The following is a 15,608-nucleotide window of genomic DNA, read 5'->3' as shown; positions in this document are numbered from 1 at the left end:
ACCCTGTAAGTCATCATCACCTGCCCCACCCATGAGGATGTCATTGCCTGCATTACCGACCAGGGTATCGTTGCCAAAACCGCCGACCAGGAGGTTATTGAGCTGATTTCCCGTAATGCCATTATCCAGATCGTTGCCAATTCCCACTCTGGCACTGCCGACCAGGGCCAGATCCTCTAGATGGGCGCCCAATGTCCAATCGACTGAGGCAAATACGATGTCGTAGCCACCATTTTCGACTTCGACAATGACATCCCCCGGACTATGGACAGAGTAAATGTCATCCCCCATGCCGCCAATCAGGGTATTGTTTCCGGCTCGACCATCGAGGCGATCGTTGCCTTCATTGCCGATGAGCAGATCATCCCCCAATCCGCCCAGCAGGACATCATTGCCACTACCGCCCACCAGCCGATTGCTGAAGCGATTGCTGCCAATCATGGACACACTGCCCTGGAAGCCGCCAAAGTCGAAGTATTCAAAGTTGGTAATGGTCGTACTGCCGGTGAGAATGCCGCCAATTTGGTTAACGGGATGATCGACATCTACTACGGCAAAGCCTGCCCCGTTGGTCAGGACGAAGGTATCCATCCCGGCTCCACCGTTGATTTTGTCGTTCTGTTGCAGGTTTTCCAGGTTGGAAACGATGACATCATCCCCTGCCTGGGCGTTAATGATGTCGGTGGCAGGGGTGGTGATCAGGCGATCGTTGCGCGGGGTTCCCTGGTTGAGCAGGTTGACGGTTGTGAGTTGGACGGTGGTTTGGGCGGGTTCGCTGCGGGTGATACCGTTATTGACTGTAAAGACGATCGTTCGCGTGGTTAGGTCGGGCTTGGGCGATCGATTGCGGTACTGGATGCTGCGTAAGACCCTGAGATAGGCTGCCTGGGTGGCTGTTCCTTGCAGGGTTAGGGTGGCTTTGCGGCGATCGTAGCTGGCGGTCAGGTTGGTTCCCTGGGTATTGACCAGCAGGTCTTCATGCTGCCAGTCGTGAGGATTGGAGATCACAACCTGGGCTGAGGTCATCATGGTCTGATTGGGATCGCGCAGGGTGGCATCGGCGGCAATGATGCTGATGGCGGGCCCGGTCATGACGTAGGTACTGCTGAAGTCGATCCCGGCACTGGCTCCGTTCAGGTCTAGAACCGGGGGGACACTGGTTTGGTTAAAGCGAATTTGAATCGCGGCCAGGTTGCTATTGCTGATGCCATCCGAAACGCGGATTTCAACGGTGCGGGTGTTGGTGCGGGGGGCATCGCTGTTGTTGGCGTAGAGGATCGATCGCAGGGCGGTACGATATTGGGCGATGGTAGCCCGTCCGGTCAGGGTCAGAACCCCGGATGCGGCGTTAAAGCTGCCCGTGATGCCATTTTGATCGTTGAACAAAAAGCTGTCCTGTCCCGCCACATAGCCTTTCAGGGCGATCGTTGCCCCTGTCAGATGGGTGTGATCGGCATCTGCGACCAGAAGACCCGGATCGATGGCAATGGCTCCAGCCACACGGGGAAACTCGATCGTTGTCAGGGAAGGGGTAACGACGGGCGGATCGTTGATTGAAATGACCTGGATCGATCGGAAGGCTGGCGGGCTGACGGTTGAGCCATCGGTGACGGAAACCTGAATCGATCGGGCTCTGGTGTTGGGGTTATTGCTGCTGTTGGTGTAGGTGACAGAGCGCAAGGCCTGCTGGTAGGCGGCTACGGAGGCTGAACCACTCAGGGTGAGAATGCCTGTTGCAGCATTGAAGTTCCCCGTGATGCCATTTTGATTGCGGAAATTCAGTCGATCCTGATCGGGAAGGTAACCCACCAGGACGATCGCCGCTCCGGTCAGGTTGGCGCTGTCTGGATCGCTGACGCGAATGCCCGGATCGATGGCCAGTGCCCCGGCTTTTTCCTGATAGGACAGGGCCCCACCCGACATGATCACGCTGGGTGGGGTGTTGACTGCAATAATCTGAATCGTGCGAGTGGCGACATTGCTGGTGGCAGAGGCATCGTCCGTTACAGAAAATTGCAGCGTCCGGTTTCTGGTGTCGGGGTTATCGCTGGTGTTGCGGTAGGCGATCGATCGGAGGGCGGCTTGATAGGTGGCGGCGGCGGCGGTTCCGGTCAGGGTTAAAACGCCAGTGGCTTCGTCAAAGCTACCCGTGATACCGTTCTGGTTGGTAAATTCCAGTCGATCCTGTCCAGGGGCATACCCATTGATGGCCACTCTGGCCCCAGTCAGATTAGGACTGTCCACGTCTGTAACCTGCACCAGGGGATCTACGGCGATCGGGGCATTGCCTTCGGTGTAGGCGAGGTTGCCTCCGGAGGTGGTGATCACGGGGGGATCGTTGACTGGAATCACCTGGACGGTGCGGGACACCAGGCTGCTGGTGGTGTTGCCGTCCGTGGCGGTGAAGCGAATGGTGCGGTTGGCGGTATTGGGGCTATTGCTGGTATTGAGGTATCTGATCGATCGCAGGGCCGTTTGGTAGGCTGCCTGGGAGGCGGTTCCGGTCAGGGTGAGAATGCCTGTTGCCTGATCAAAGTTGCCGGTAATGCCGCTCTGATTGGTGAACTCCAGCCGATCCTGACCTGCGACATAGCCGCCGATGGATACGATTGCCCCTGTTAAGTTAGGACTATCCTGATCTCTGACCAACAAGCCTGGATCAATGGCGATCGCTGGAGACTTTTCGGTGTAGACAACGGCTCCGCTGGACAGGGTGATGGTGGGAGGTTCATTAATATCGTTAATTGAAATAACGAAGGTTTTGTCCAGGAAGCGGCCGCCAAAATCCGTGGTTCTGACGCGAATCGAGTAGCTGGATTTGGTTTCAAAGTCGGGACTGATGTTGATGCGAAGTTGACCGTCTGCCGTCAGGGTAAAGGTGCCGTTGTCTGTACTGCCTGCCCCGGAAACCAGGGTGTAGGTGAAGGTGTCGCCCACATCGGGGTCGATCGTGCTGAAGGTTCCCACCAGGGAGCCAGCCGGAACATTTTCATCGATCGCATTGTTACTGAGGAGGAGATCGGTCGGATCGGTGTCTCCCGGATTTTCTGGTAGATCGTTGATCAGAACGGTGAAAACTTTCTCGTGGGATAGTCCGCCGCTGTCGGTGGTTCTGACCCGGATGGAGTAGCTGGACTTAGTTTCAAAGTCAGGACTGATGTTGATCCGCAGCGTTCCATCTTGAGTTAGCGTAAAGCGATCGTTGTTGGTATCTCCGGTTCCCGCCACCAGGGCGTAGGTGAAGGTATCTCCGGCATCCTGATCCACCGTGCTGAAGTTGCCCACCAGGGTTCCGACGGGCACATTTTCGTTGACCCGATTGTTATTCAGCAAGATATCGGTTGGCGGATCATTCAGGTCATTCACTGTAATGGTGAACGTTTGCTCGAAGAACAAGCCACCAGAATCAGTCGTCCGAACTTTAATGTTATAGCTGGGTTTAGCTTCAAAGTCGGGAGACTGATTGACAATTAGCCTGTTGCCGCTAATGGTGAAGGAGGCATTATCGCCAAATCCTGAAACCAGACTGTAGGTATGCTCAGTATCATCGGGATCGGTCGTGGTGAATGTGCCGATCTCAAAATTATTCCCGACATTTTCATCGACCACCGTATTGCTCAGGCTTAATCCCGTTGGTGGATCGTTGACATCAACGACGGTGATGGTGAATTCTTTAACGACTTCAAATCCACCCTTATCGGTCAGGCGAACGCGAATGTTATAAGTCGGCTTTGTTGCAAAGACAGGAGATTGTTTGAGGATGAGCTGATTATTGACGATCGTAAAGGCAGCATTATCCTCGAACTCATCAACCAGAGTATAGGTATGGATTTCATTGGCATCAGGATCATCATTGCTGAACGTACCTACCGTGAAGTTATCTGGGACATCCTCCAGAACCTGCGTATTGCTAAGGGAAATCGTGGTGGGTGGCTCGTTTACGTCTTGAATGGTGATCGTGAATTCTTGCTCGGTGAACAGCCCAGTGGTATCTGTAACCCGGATTTTGATAAGATAACTGCTTTTCGCTTCAAAGTTCGGAGATTGCTTGATGATGAGCTGATCGCCATCGATCGTGAAGGATGCGTTATCACCAAAATTATCAGCCAGGGTGTAAGTTACGTCATCCCCATCGGGGTCATAGCTGGTAATGGTGGCGACGGGAAAGTTATTGCCAACATTTTCCTCAATGCTGGTGTTACTCAGGGCTAAGTCCGTTGGCGGATCCGGAAGGTCAGCAACGGTAATGGTGAAGACTTGTGTGAAGGTCAGACCACCTTTGTCGGTGGTTGTGACTCGAATGGTGTAGGTTGATTTAACGGCGGCATCGGCAGCATCGAGGAGGACTAGCTGGTTCTGAGCGTTGATTGTGAAGCGGCTACCATCTTCATAGGTGCCGTCGATCGTATATTGGTGATTCTCATTTGCGTCTGGATCAACGGTTGTGAATTGTCCGACGATCGAGTTTGCTGGACTGCCTTCATCGATCTCAGTTGAACTTAAATTGATTGCTGTGGGCGGTTCATTGACATCAATCACTGAGATTGTGAATTCTTTCTCAGTGAAGAGTCCTTTGGAATCGGTTGCCCTGATTTTAATTGAGTAACTACTCTGCGCCTCGAAGTTCGGCGATTGCTTGATGATGAGTTGATAGTCGTCACCCTGCTGGACGATGGTAAAGGCTGCATTATCCGCAAACCCATCGGGCAGGGTGTAGGTAACGGTATCGCCAACGTTGGGATCGAAACTGGTGATCAGGGCAACCAGGAAGTTATCTCCCACGTTCTCTTCGACGCTGAGGTTGGATAACTCCAGGTTGCTGGGGGGAGTATCAACGTCAATGACTTGAATTGTGAATTCTTGAGTAAAAGACAGTCCCGATTGATCCGTTGTGGTGACTCGAATTCTATACTCTGCTTTGGTGGCAACGTTGGTGGGGGCGTTGAGAATGAGCTGATTCCCATTGATGCTGAACAGACTGCCATCTTCAAAGGTGGGATCGATCGTGTATTGGTGGGTGTCTCCCGGATCGGGATCCTGGGTTGTGAACGTGCCGACTTCAGTTCCAGCAGGCAGTCCTGTGTTAATTTCAGTATCGCTCAGGCTTAACCCAAATGGAGCCTCATTGACGTTAATGACGGTGATGGTGAATTCCTGCTCAATTTCGTGATCACCGGTGTCTCTGGCGCGAATCTTAATGGTGTAGGAGGACTTGACTGCGAAATCAGGGGACTGGAGCAGGATGAGCTGATTGTTATCGATCGCAAAGAAAGTGTTATCAGGAAATCCGTCTACAAAGGTGTAGGTTGTGACTTCCCCAATATCAGGATCATTGGTGCTGAGAATGCCGATCGTTTGGTTATCGCCTGTCTTTTCGGTGACTTCTGTATTACTTAAAGAAAGAATGGTCGGCGGTTCGTTGACATCCTCGATCGTGATGATGAATTCTTGATCGAGAAAATTCCCATCTTGATCTGTCGTTCTGACTTTAATTCTGTAAGAATTTTTGTCTTCAAAATTCGGAGACTGCTTAATAAATAGTTCATTACCCCGGATTTCAAAGAAGTTATTTTCGGCGAAACCAGGAGTCAGCGTATAGATGTGCCCATTGGCTTGATCGGGATCGACGGTGGTAAATTCACCGACCTTAAAATCATCGCCAACATTTTCCTCAATGACGGTGTTATCAAGGGATAGGCTGGTGGGAGCACCCGGATCGAGCGGATTCACGATGATGGTAAAAACCTGATCGTGAGACAATCCGCCGGAATCAGTGGTAATAATTCTTATGGTATATTCTGATTTGGCTGTGGCGTTGGGTGACTCGTTGATGATGAGCTGATTGTTGCTGATGCTAAAGAGATTGCCATCTTCAAAGTCTGCATCGATCGTGTAAAAGTGGCTGTCCCCTGCATCGGGATCTGCTGTTGTCAGAAAGGCAATTTGAGAACCCGACGGAATGCCTTCGTTGATCTCTGTTTCGCTGATCAGAATTGCGGTCGGAACTTCGTTAACATCATTAATGCGAATGACTAAATCCTTGATCAGGCTCTCGCCGCCCAGATCTGTGACCCTGACTCGGATGGTGTATTCATTTTGAGTTTCATAGTCAAAATCGGCATTGACGCGCAGTTCGTTGTTGACAATCGTAAATAGATTATTGTCCAGTACGCCATTGACCAATTCATAGGTAAACTGCGTATCGCCATCTGGATCGATCGTGGTAAAGGTGCCGATCGGTGTTCCAAGAGGAGAGTTCTCATCTACGCTGCCAGGGCTGATAGTAACGTTCGTCGGAGCTTCGTTGATGTTGTTAACGGTGATGGTGAAGGTTTCTTCAAAGGGTAATCCGCCCTTATCCGTCGATCGCACCCTGACTGAATAGGTGTTCTGTTCTTCGTAGTCTGGGGAAAATTTAGCGACTAACCTGTAGCCGACTCCTTCCACGAATACGATTTCGAACAGATTATTGTTGCCAAACCCATCCACGAGTTCATAGGTATGGGCATCCCCTGCATCGGGATCTTGAGTGGTCAGAATACCGATGGGCGTATCAACGGGGACATTTTCATCGATCGCGGTGTTGCTGAGTAAGATCCGGGTCGGTGGTTCGTTAACGTCGTTGATCGTGATCGTAAATGTCCGATCAAAAGTGGCTCCCCTTGAATCCGTGGTTCGGATTGTCACCGTATAGCTGGATTTTGCTTCGTAGTCTGGTGAGTTCCTGATGCGTAGCTCATTCCCTACCAGGACAAAGGCATCATTATCATTCTCGCCGCTTACAAAGCTGTAGGTATGGCTATCTCCGGGGAGATCTGGATCCTCTGTGGTCAGGATGCCAATGGGAAAATTATTCCCAACGTTTTCATCGATTTCGGTGTTGCTGAGGGAAAGCCCAGTCGGAGCATCGTTGGGTAGGGGATCGAGTTCGTACCGTTGAGCAAAAACTCCTCTCTCTGAACCATCCTGATTGTCACTTGTCCAGGCAATGACAAAGTTGCCGGTGCCGTTCATGGCGATCGAGGAAAAGGATTTGTGCCCAGTCGTGTATGAGTCAACGCGGAAAGTATTGCCTACCTCGGTGCCAGCGGGGGAAAATCGCCGACCATGGATTTCGGTGGCACTGATGTTTCCCCCAGCCAGGTTCCTGTCACTCGTCCAGGTGACAATGTAGCCGCCACTGGCATCCATTGCGATTGAGGAATATTGCTGAATCCCTGCGGTGGCAGTGTGGACTAACGTTTCATTGCCCAGAGCAGTGTATCCCTGCGGTGAGGCTGAATCAATGCTGAACCGGCGGGTGTAAATATCTGGACTGCTGACGTGGCTACTCGTCCAGGAAACCACAAAGTTGCCAGTTGAATCGATCGCTACGCTGGGATGTCGTTGGGCCCCGGTTGTGCCTTGATGAACTTGAAACTCTCCGCCTAACCGACTGCCATCCGCAGCGAAGACCTGGGCGTAGATTCCCCAGGAACTTTCATCCTGATTGCTGTCCTCCCAAACCACCACAAACCGACCGAGGGAATCAACGGCAACACTGGAGCTTTGCTGAAGTTGGGTGGTGTGGGTGTTGACCAGAATTTCGCCACCCTGTTTTGCCCCTGCGCTGTTGAACCGTTGGGCATAGATATTGGTGTTGGTTGCATTGCCGCTTGTCCAGGTGATGATGAAGCCGCCATCGGCCTGCATGGCGATCGAGGAGTTCCTTTGATCTGAAGCCGTGGTGGTGTTGACCAGGAAAGGGCTACCTGCTTGCTGGGCCCCTGCTTCAGTTTTAGTGTAACGTTGGGCATAAACGCCAAACCCTGATCGATCGCCGCTGTAGTCGTATATGTTTCGGCTTGACCAGGTCACGACAAAATCGCCGTTGGCATCCATTGCCACGGACGGGGCGAGCTGTTCACCGACGGTTAAAGCTGTATTGACGAGAAATTCGGAACCAATGGGCTGTCCGAGGCTGTTATAGAGTTGAGCATAGACTCCCCACTCCAGAGGCTCCAAATCGTTATCCTGCCCCTGGCTCGACCAAACCACGACAAAATTTCCCTCTGCGTCCATCGCCACCGTTCTGAGGGACTGCGCCTCCTCAGGATTCTGGGAGGGGTTCCCGCGAATCGGATTGTATGTAATTTGGGCACCCGCAGTTGTCGTATTGACCCTGAATTCACTACCTTGCCGATTCTCTGACATGGGAAACCTACCCCCTGAGGTTACGCTAGGATCGGTTGCTTAAAGCAATACAATTCCTATTAGGAAGGCTACCCACATCGGGTCAAAACAATTACATTCAAAACCAAAAAATCGATCGTCAATTATACAGAGATCTTACGGTTTTGATGATGTTTGAATTGCTACTTTGAAAGGTTAGAAATGGCTGAAAGACAAGCTATGATAGAAAGCTATGCCTACGATCGATGGGAAAATAAACGGATTCCGTTGATGCCGTAGCCGAAAGATTTGCTGGCTCAAGCTTGATTGTTGTTGATTGTTTTAGCTACAGGAGAACACACCATGAAACATACCCTCTCAGTTTTAGTGGAAGATGAAGCGGGAGTGCTGACCCGAATTGCTGGACTGTTTGCCCGTCGCGGTTTCAATATTGAAAGTCTGGCGGTTGGCCCTGCTGAACAGTCTGGCATTTCTCGGATTACGATGGTGGTTCCTGGAGATGATCAGGCGATCGAGCAAGTGACGAAACAGCTTTATAAGTTGATTAATGTCTTGAAGGTGCAGGATATTACGGAAGTGCCCTGCGTGGAACGAGAACTGATGCTGGTTAAGGTGAATACCACCAGCTCGACTCGCTCTGAAATTGTGGAGGTGGCACAGATCTTCCGGGCCCGGGTGGTGGATGTGGCGGAAGATTCCCTGACGGTGGAGGTGGTGGGCGATCCTGGAAAAATGGTGGCGATCGTCCAGGTGCTTAACCGTTTTGGGATTCGGGAGATTGCCCGGACTGGCAAAATTGCTCTGATGCGGGAGTCTGGGGTGAATACGGAGTACCTGAAGTCGTTGGAGGTGAAGGTGTAGGGAGGGGCAGGCAAGATGCCCACCCCACAAGAGTGATGGTTGACCGATAGGAGCAAGGGCGGAATGGGCGGGCAAGATGCCCACCCCACAAGAGTGATAGTTGATCTCCAGGAGTTGTGGTTGAATGGGCGGGCAAGATGCTCACCCCACAAGAGTGATGGTTGACCGACAGGAGCCAGGGCGGAATGGGCGGGCAAGATGCCCACCCCACAAGAGTGATGGTTGACCGATAGGAGCCAGGGCGGAATGGGCAGGCAAGATGCCCACCCCACAAGAGTGATGGTTGACCGACAGAAGTTTTAGCGGCTTCTGCGGCGGTAGTGGGTGTTGATTTTCATCACCTCGTTGGGATTGGGGGTGGGCAGAAAGCGGCTCCAGGTGGTGGCATCGCGGACGTTGAGGACGTGTAGTTGATGGATGATCTCGTTCACGCCTTCCTGGGAACCGATCGCCACTAATTTGATCGATTCCCGGTTGGGCAACCCTTGATTCGGCAACGAGTCGGATTCGCTGCCGGAGTTGAATATGCAGTTTTCGCCTGTCATGAAAAGAATTCCTTTGTTTAGGGGAAGAAACTCAGGAACCCAGTTTTCCCCACCAAACCAGAATCACTCCTAGCCTTGATCTAAACCCTTGGTTATAACCTTAGCTAAAATAGACCCCAGCCTGTACAGACTCGTTGCTAGCTTGTCTGTCGGGTTAGTGGCTGAGTGGTGTTGTCTGCACCGCTCGGTCACGCCAGATTCCTGAGGATTGGCGACGTTTTTTACCACACCAGGGGATTTCATCGCCTTAATCGAATAGCGTAGTGAATTCTGCGGGTTCCGTCAATCTTTTTGGCGAAGATTTTTGGTGGGATTTCCCTTGGGTGAGGAACCGATCGCCCCTTCATGACGAGAATTGCATATGATTAGAGCATCTGCATCAGTTCCCAGCTTTTAAGTTATGCCTTCAGAGTCAGTCATTACCGAACATATTGAAATTACTCCAGGGGTTTGTGGTGGTAAACCTCGGATCTCAGGGCATCGAATTCGGGTGCAAGATATCGTGATCTGGCATGAGCGGATGGGGCTTTCGCCAGACGAAATTTTGCTGCACTATCCGACCATTACACTGGCTGATGTGTATGCAGCGTTGGCATACTACCACGATCATCGAGATGAAATTCAACAGCAAATTCACGCCGGAGAAGAGTTTGCAGCACAGCTTCAGGCTAAAACCCGTTCAATTCTGCAACGCAAGTTGACCGAAAATGCCTAGAACGATTCGGTGTCAGCTTGATGAAAACGTAACTATCGCCATTGCAGATGGATTAAGACGACGGGGTATTGATGTGAAGACGACTCAAGAACTGGGCTTGATGGGTGCTACGGATGAGGAACATCTCGTTGTTGCAAACTCCCAGCATCGGGTGATCTTTACGCAGGATGATGATTTTTTACGACTGCATGACGCGAAGTTTAATCATGCGGGAATTGTGTATTGCCAGCAGCAAAGGCGATCGATTGGAGAGATTATCAAGGGATTGATTTTGATTTGGGAGTGGCTAGAACCAGAGGAGATGGAAAACCATGTTGAATTCCTTTAAGGATCTGTTGAACAGAGCTTGAGAATAACCATGGGAACTAACCCGATCGCCCCTTGGGTATTCTGCGCTACTGGACGATCGCTCCTTGCTCAGTCACATTGGAGGAGTCTGCCATGCTAAAGAACTGAGGGGCGGACTACTGCTTCACAATCTAGCAAGCCGCTCAACCCGCCATCTTTTCCTCAACGGTTGTTAAAATTTCTTAGCACTTAGAAACTCAGTCCCCAATTCGCAGTAAAGTTGGCTCTAAGATTCGTTGTATTGACGAGGAGAGTCAATGATTATCGCATCCTATGCAGCTTCGTTTTTGCCCACCATCTTTGTTCCGATCATTGGGTGGGTTTTTCCAGCAGTGGTGATGGCGTTCCTCTTTATCTATATCGAACGTGAGGATGCTAGCGGCATCTAATCGCTTTAATTTCCTTGGGTATACCTATCGGTGATAAGCAATTTAGGAGAACATCAACATGACAGAAGTGGTCAAACCTGCTGGCGACCCTCAGGTCGGCAATCTGGCAACTCCCATTAATTCATCCCCATTCACCAAGGCTCTGATTGGTAACTTACCTGCCTATCGGGGTGGGTTGTCTCCCCAACGACGGGGTCTAGAGATTGGCATGGCTCATGGCTATCTGCTATTTGGCCCATTTGCCGTCACTAGCCAATTCCGCAATACACCTGTTGCTAATGTGGTTGGGCTGATTGAGGCAATTATCCTCGTTACTATTCTGACTGTTTGCCTCTCGCTCTATGCAGGCACCAAGCCCAATAAGCCCATCAGCACTCTAACCAACCCCAATCCTCCTTCTAGTCTGGGCGATTCAGAAGGTTGGAGTGAGTTTGCTGGCAGTTTCTTAATTGGCGGTATTGGTGGAGCTGCATTTGCGTACCTGGTATATACGGTGTTTTCTTCTGGTGTAATGGAAACTTTCGGAAATCTCACTTAGGTGAATTCCAGAACTTCTATTGTTGAGAGCTTCTGAATGAAGTTCATGTAAAGCTTGAGTTTGGGTGGATGCTGTCCACCCTTTTTTTATTGAAGTTTTACTGGAGTTTTACTGGAGTTTGATTGTTTGATTAGAGCCTCGATCGGGTGGTTCTGAACTTGAGATTTTCGCTTTTAATTTTGTTGGCTCAATCCGTCAAACTTTTTGGGAGGTGGGTAGCGTTGATAGGAAAGATGCTTGGGTATATTCCAATTTTTTGCATTTACATGACGAATGTTTCACTGGCCGGCAAGATGCCTGCGCTACGGGAAGCGATAAGGGATGGCGATTACTGCTGGCTCTGGGATGCCGCTAAATGATGCTTGATTAGTTGCGGAGAACGCAGTAAATCAAAGTCACAAACCTCATGATTTACAAAGCTTTCAGGCGATAGAATTTTAGCCCTGGACTGGATTTGGACTAAATTTTCACCCCTCTCGATCGCCCCTTTACACTGCAACTCCACCCCAGGAGCAGCCGCCTCGATCGCCCCTGCCCATTCCCCATCTGCATAGAAATAACATGAAATGAATGGCATAGAAATGAAGACTCAAATCAAAAAAGATTGCCTCTTCTAAGTCTATCCATTGATTCATTTATCGATTCAAAACTCTAAATGCGAATTGAATCACCTGCAATTCTCGTAGGGTGGAGAGCATTCCAAAAAGTAGGGCACACCCTACGGGGCAGGCATCTTGCCGGGAGCATCCCATTGATGTCAATTGATCGATTTCCGTAGCGCAGGCATCTTGCCTGCCAGTGCACTATCCATTATGCAAATGCAAAAGTGGGATACACCCAGTGGGATACACCCCATCTTGCCCGCCTGAGAACCAAGGGATGCAAACTGAATAATCTAAAAATCTTGTGGGGTGGGCATCTTGCCCGCCCAGTCAGCAAAGTAAAACGCTGCACAGGTTACTGAATCCATAATCCCAAGCAAGGCAACCAGATCATTAAACTCATCATCCCAGGTTATTTTACTTATCTCATTTAAGACTCATAATCTCTTTTTGAGTCCTTACTAAGACTCACTAATCTCAAAATAGATTAATGTTGGTACAGTTAAGACTCACATGAGACTAAGGTCTAGAATCAGCAGTCTTATATAAGACTAAAAACGAAACAAACTAGACTCAGCTAAGACCAAAAATGGGACAATAAGACTCAAAAAAAGCTAAACCTGGAAGGGTTAAAGCCGATCGCTCTATCCCGCTTCTGCATCTGCATCAGACATCACTTACTGGCAGGCAATTTGGCGTGAACTCAGTCGAACGCTGCCTGCGCTACAGAGATTGGTCAACCTGCACAAACCGGATACTTCCAAACCGATCGCCAGCCGCATCTCGCCAAATCATCCGTAGTTCAGATGCCCGAAATGAACCCATTAAAAAGCCCTGTCTTACATCCAGACAGAGCCAAATTAAACCACAGTTAAATCACTGAATCTGAAGGGAAAATCATCAGCGTCATGCTAATCAACCAGGCGAATTCGCCCAGTTTGAATATAATCAAATACTCGGTTAATTTGGCAACGCTCCTCATCTGCCATCGCTGGATTTCCTAACAAAGTAGAAGAGAGATGAAAATGCTGAAACCGGCTCATCTCGCCAGATAACAAAATTTTTTCAACGATCGCTCGATCAACTAACTCCGCTTTCTTATCAAAATTCTGATTAGTCACCCAAACCATATTTCCTCTCCCGCTCCCAAATTCCGTCTACATCTTTTTCATACCCTTCTACATTTATTCTCGCTATTCCAGTACTCCTATAGGCAAAGCTAATTTGAGAATCCAATAAAGCCAAAATGAAATTTCAGGACAAAATTTCCGCTTTTGAATAACCCATCCCAGTAATTTCCCGATCGCCAATATCACTGAGTCCCCTCATCCACACACCGCAACCCCACTTTCCCCATCCCGTGGCACGATCAAAAAGTAGTCACCCACCCCAACCATGCAAATTCATCGCCTTCCCGCCCTCTCCGACAACTACATTTTTGTCCTCCATGATGCCGATCGCCAGATTGCCGCAGTCGTAGATCCCGCTGAAGCCACCCCCGTCCTTCAGTGTTTACAACACCTCCAGGCTGAACTAGTCGCCATCTTCAACACCCACCATCACGGAGATCACGTGGGGGGTAATACGCAACTCCTCCAACAATTTCCCAACGCCACCGTCTATGGTGGTGCAGCCGATCGCGGTCGCATTCCCGGTCAGCAAGTCTTCCTCCAGGAGGGCAATTCCGTCACCTTCGCCGATCGAACCGCTGAAATCCTCTTCGTCCCCGGCCACACCAGAGCCCACATCGCCTACTACTTCGCCCCATCGCAGCCTGAAGCACCCGGAGAACTCTTCTGTGGCGACACCCTCTTTGCCGGAGGCTGCGGCCGACTGTTTGAAGGCACCCCCACGCAAATGGTCAACTCCCTCAGCAAAATCCGTACCCTTCCCGACCAGACCCGCATCTGGTGCGCCCACGAATACACCCTCAAGAACCTCCAGTTTGCCCTCACCGTCGATGAAACGAACCTGGATCTACACAATCGCTACGAAACCATCAAAGCCATGCGCCAGCGATCGGAATCCACCATTCCCTCCCTCCTCGGAGAAGAGAAACGCACCAACCCATTCCTGCGCTGGGATCAGCCCATCCTCCAAACCAAAACCAGAAGCCAAAACCCCATTCAAACCTTCACCCGACTACGCGGCATGAAAGACCAGTTCTAAAGACCCGATAACAAAACCTACCCAGAAGCAGCCTGCTCCCAGAACTGAAGCCAGCGTTGTTTAACCTCCCCACTCAGCCAATCCAGTGAGCCGATCGCCTCTGGCTGAAACTGCTCAAAATCCCGTTGCAGCGACAACCCCACCCGATCAAATTCGGTATTGTTCTCAAATGCACCACTAGATCCACCACCAGATCCACTACCAGATCCACTACCAGATCCACCATCCAATACCCCCACTGCCATTCGAGCTTCCTCAAGTGCGATCGTCGCCCAGATATTGGCATACTCCCTATCCTTGCTCGCATAGAACAACGCTGTACGGTAGGACAAATAAGCAAACCGATAACGATCGTTCCACCCCTGCATTGCTCCCCGCACCTTACTCACTAGGCGATCTTTAATCGGCTGCCGGGGATAGCCCACCGCAAAGGTCGCAGGATGATGCATCAATTCATTAAACGGAGTCTTAGCATTCATGAGCGATCGATTGATTTGGGAATGCACAAATTCCCGCTCATATCCCCAATAATGCTTCACAATATCATCGCTGGTCAGCAAATTTGTCCATTGATGCAGCGTTACCCCAGCCGCAAACTGCTCAACATTAAAGATCGGCGACCAATCGTACAGCGTACTCAAAAGCTCAAACACCCGATCGAGGAGCGATCGCTGGGAATAATCAACCCCCAAAACCCCCGAATTATACATCGGAGACTGCCGCGAAACAGTAATTCCATGTAGCTCAATTCCATCCCCCACCCGCTCAACGATCGGCTGCCACATCGGCTCATCCTGAATCCAGTACTCAAATCGATGCATTACAGATGACGTGGACGATACACGCTCAATTAACCGCAGCGGAGTCTCCACAAAATACGTATCAGTATCGATCAAAATTACCGACTCTTGATAAACATCCAGAGCCTTCATCAAAGCACAGGGTTTAACCCCATGCCGATAAGCTCCCCCCCTCATCCATCCATCCAATTCACCCTGGGAAACGATCAACTGTTCGATCGGCAACGGAGTCGGTAAATGAGTCAAAATCTCCCGCTCTCGATCGCTAATCACACTAATCGAAAGAGAGGAATCAGATTCATTTTGATCCTTCAGAAAACGCAGCATCGAGAGAAGACTGAACACAAGTTCTCTCTCGTACATCTGATTATCACCGTACAAAAGATACGCAATGACCGTCATGCAGTTGCCTCTGGTGTTCCATCTCAGGATTTTAGGAATACAAACTTAAATCCCTTATTCCTGTCAA

10 protein-coding genes and 1 pseudogene are annotated in these 15,608 nt (G+C 50.3%); 6 read left to right on the top strand and 5 right to left on the bottom strand.

Features of this window, described 5'->3' with window-relative positions:
- Positions 1-18 precede the first annotated feature (18 nt).
- Positions 19-7,014 (bottom strand): annotated as a pseudogene (locus ACM1PF_RS02845) (cadherin domain-containing protein); the annotation flags it as partial.
- A gap of 1,500 nt (positions 7,015-8,514) precedes the next feature.
- Here ACM1PF_RS02845 and ilvN point away from each other — a divergent pair.
- On the top strand, positions 8,515-9,033 hold the full coding sequence (gene ilvN, locus ACM1PF_RS02840; RefSeq protein WP_416672164.1) for an acetolactate synthase small subunit: 519 nt from the start codon (positions 8,515-8,517) through the stop codon (positions 9,031-9,033).
- Positions 9,034-9,332: 299 nt separating this feature from the next.
- On the opposite strand, the gene ACM1PF_RS02835 is transcribed toward ilvN, so the two are convergent.
- Positions 9,333-9,578 (bottom strand): hypothetical protein, encoded by a 246-nt coding sequence (locus tag ACM1PF_RS02835; protein ID WP_416672163.1) that lies wholly within the window; start codon positions 9,576-9,578, stop codon positions 9,333-9,335.
- A 400-nt stretch (positions 9,579-9,978) separates the two neighbouring features.
- On the opposite strand from ACM1PF_RS02835, the gene ACM1PF_RS02830 reads away from it, so the two are divergent.
- From ACM1PF_RS02830 to ACM1PF_RS02815, 4 genes are all read left to right on the top strand, one after another.
- On the top strand, positions 9,979-10,293 hold the full coding sequence (locus tag ACM1PF_RS02830; RefSeq protein WP_416672161.1) for a DUF433 domain-containing protein: 315 nt from the start codon (positions 9,979-9,981) through the stop codon (positions 10,291-10,293).
- Positions 10,286-10,621 (top strand): DUF5615 family PIN-like protein, encoded by a 336-nt coding sequence (locus ACM1PF_RS02825; RefSeq protein WP_416672159.1) that lies wholly within the window; start codon positions 10,286-10,288, stop codon positions 10,619-10,621. The genes ACM1PF_RS02830 and ACM1PF_RS02825 overlap by 8 nt, the downstream gene beginning before the upstream one ends.
- A 277-nt stretch (positions 10,622-10,898) precedes the next feature.
- Positions 10,899-11,030, top strand: a complete 132-nt coding sequence (locus ACM1PF_RS02820) for a photosystem I reaction center subunit VIII (RefSeq protein ID WP_106175441.1) — start codon at positions 10,899-10,901, stop codon at positions 11,028-11,030.
- Positions 11,031-11,088: 58 nt separating this feature from the next.
- Positions 11,089-11,568 (top strand): photosystem I reaction center subunit XI, encoded by a 480-nt coding sequence (locus tag ACM1PF_RS02815; protein WP_416672158.1) that lies wholly within the window; start codon positions 11,089-11,091, stop codon positions 11,566-11,568.
- A 328-nt stretch (positions 11,569-11,896) separates the two neighbouring features.
- Here the strand turns inward: ACM1PF_RS02815 and ACM1PF_RS02810 are convergent, their stop codons facing one another.
- Both ACM1PF_RS02810 and ACM1PF_RS02805 read right to left on the bottom strand, forming a co-directional pair.
- The gene (locus ACM1PF_RS02810) at positions 11,897-12,145 is read right to left on the bottom strand and encodes a hypothetical protein (RefSeq protein ID WP_416672156.1); all 249 of its coding nucleotides are present in this window, start codon (positions 12,143-12,145) and stop codon (positions 11,897-11,899) included.
- A 936-nt stretch (positions 12,146-13,081) separates the two neighbouring features.
- Positions 13,082-13,300, bottom strand: coding sequence for a hypothetical protein (locus ACM1PF_RS02805; protein WP_416672154.1), 219 nt, complete (start codon positions 13,298-13,300; stop codon positions 13,082-13,084).
- A gap of 265 nt (positions 13,301-13,565) precedes the next feature.
- Between ACM1PF_RS02805 and gloB the strand changes: the two genes are divergently transcribed.
- Positions 13,566-14,339 (top strand): hydroxyacylglutathione hydrolase, encoded by a 774-nt coding sequence (gloB, locus tag ACM1PF_RS02800; protein WP_416672152.1) that lies wholly within the window; start codon positions 13,566-13,568, stop codon positions 14,337-14,339.
- 17 nt (positions 14,340-14,356) lie between these two features.
- On the opposite strand, the gene ACM1PF_RS02795 is transcribed toward gloB, so the two are convergent.
- A complete protein-coding gene (locus ACM1PF_RS02795; RefSeq protein WP_416672151.1) occupies positions 14,357-15,541 on the bottom strand; it encodes a hypothetical protein in 1,185 nt (394 codons plus the stop codon).
- Between the last annotated feature and the right edge of the window lie 67 nt (positions 15,542-15,608).

This window comes from Egbenema bharatensis FJBBOT/2019 (assembly GCF_048077055.1).
GTDB lineage: Bacteria > Cyanobacteriota > Cyanobacteriia > Elainellales > Elainellaceae > Egbenema > Egbenema bharatensis.
This window is presented reverse-complemented; position numbering and strand designations above follow the sequence as displayed.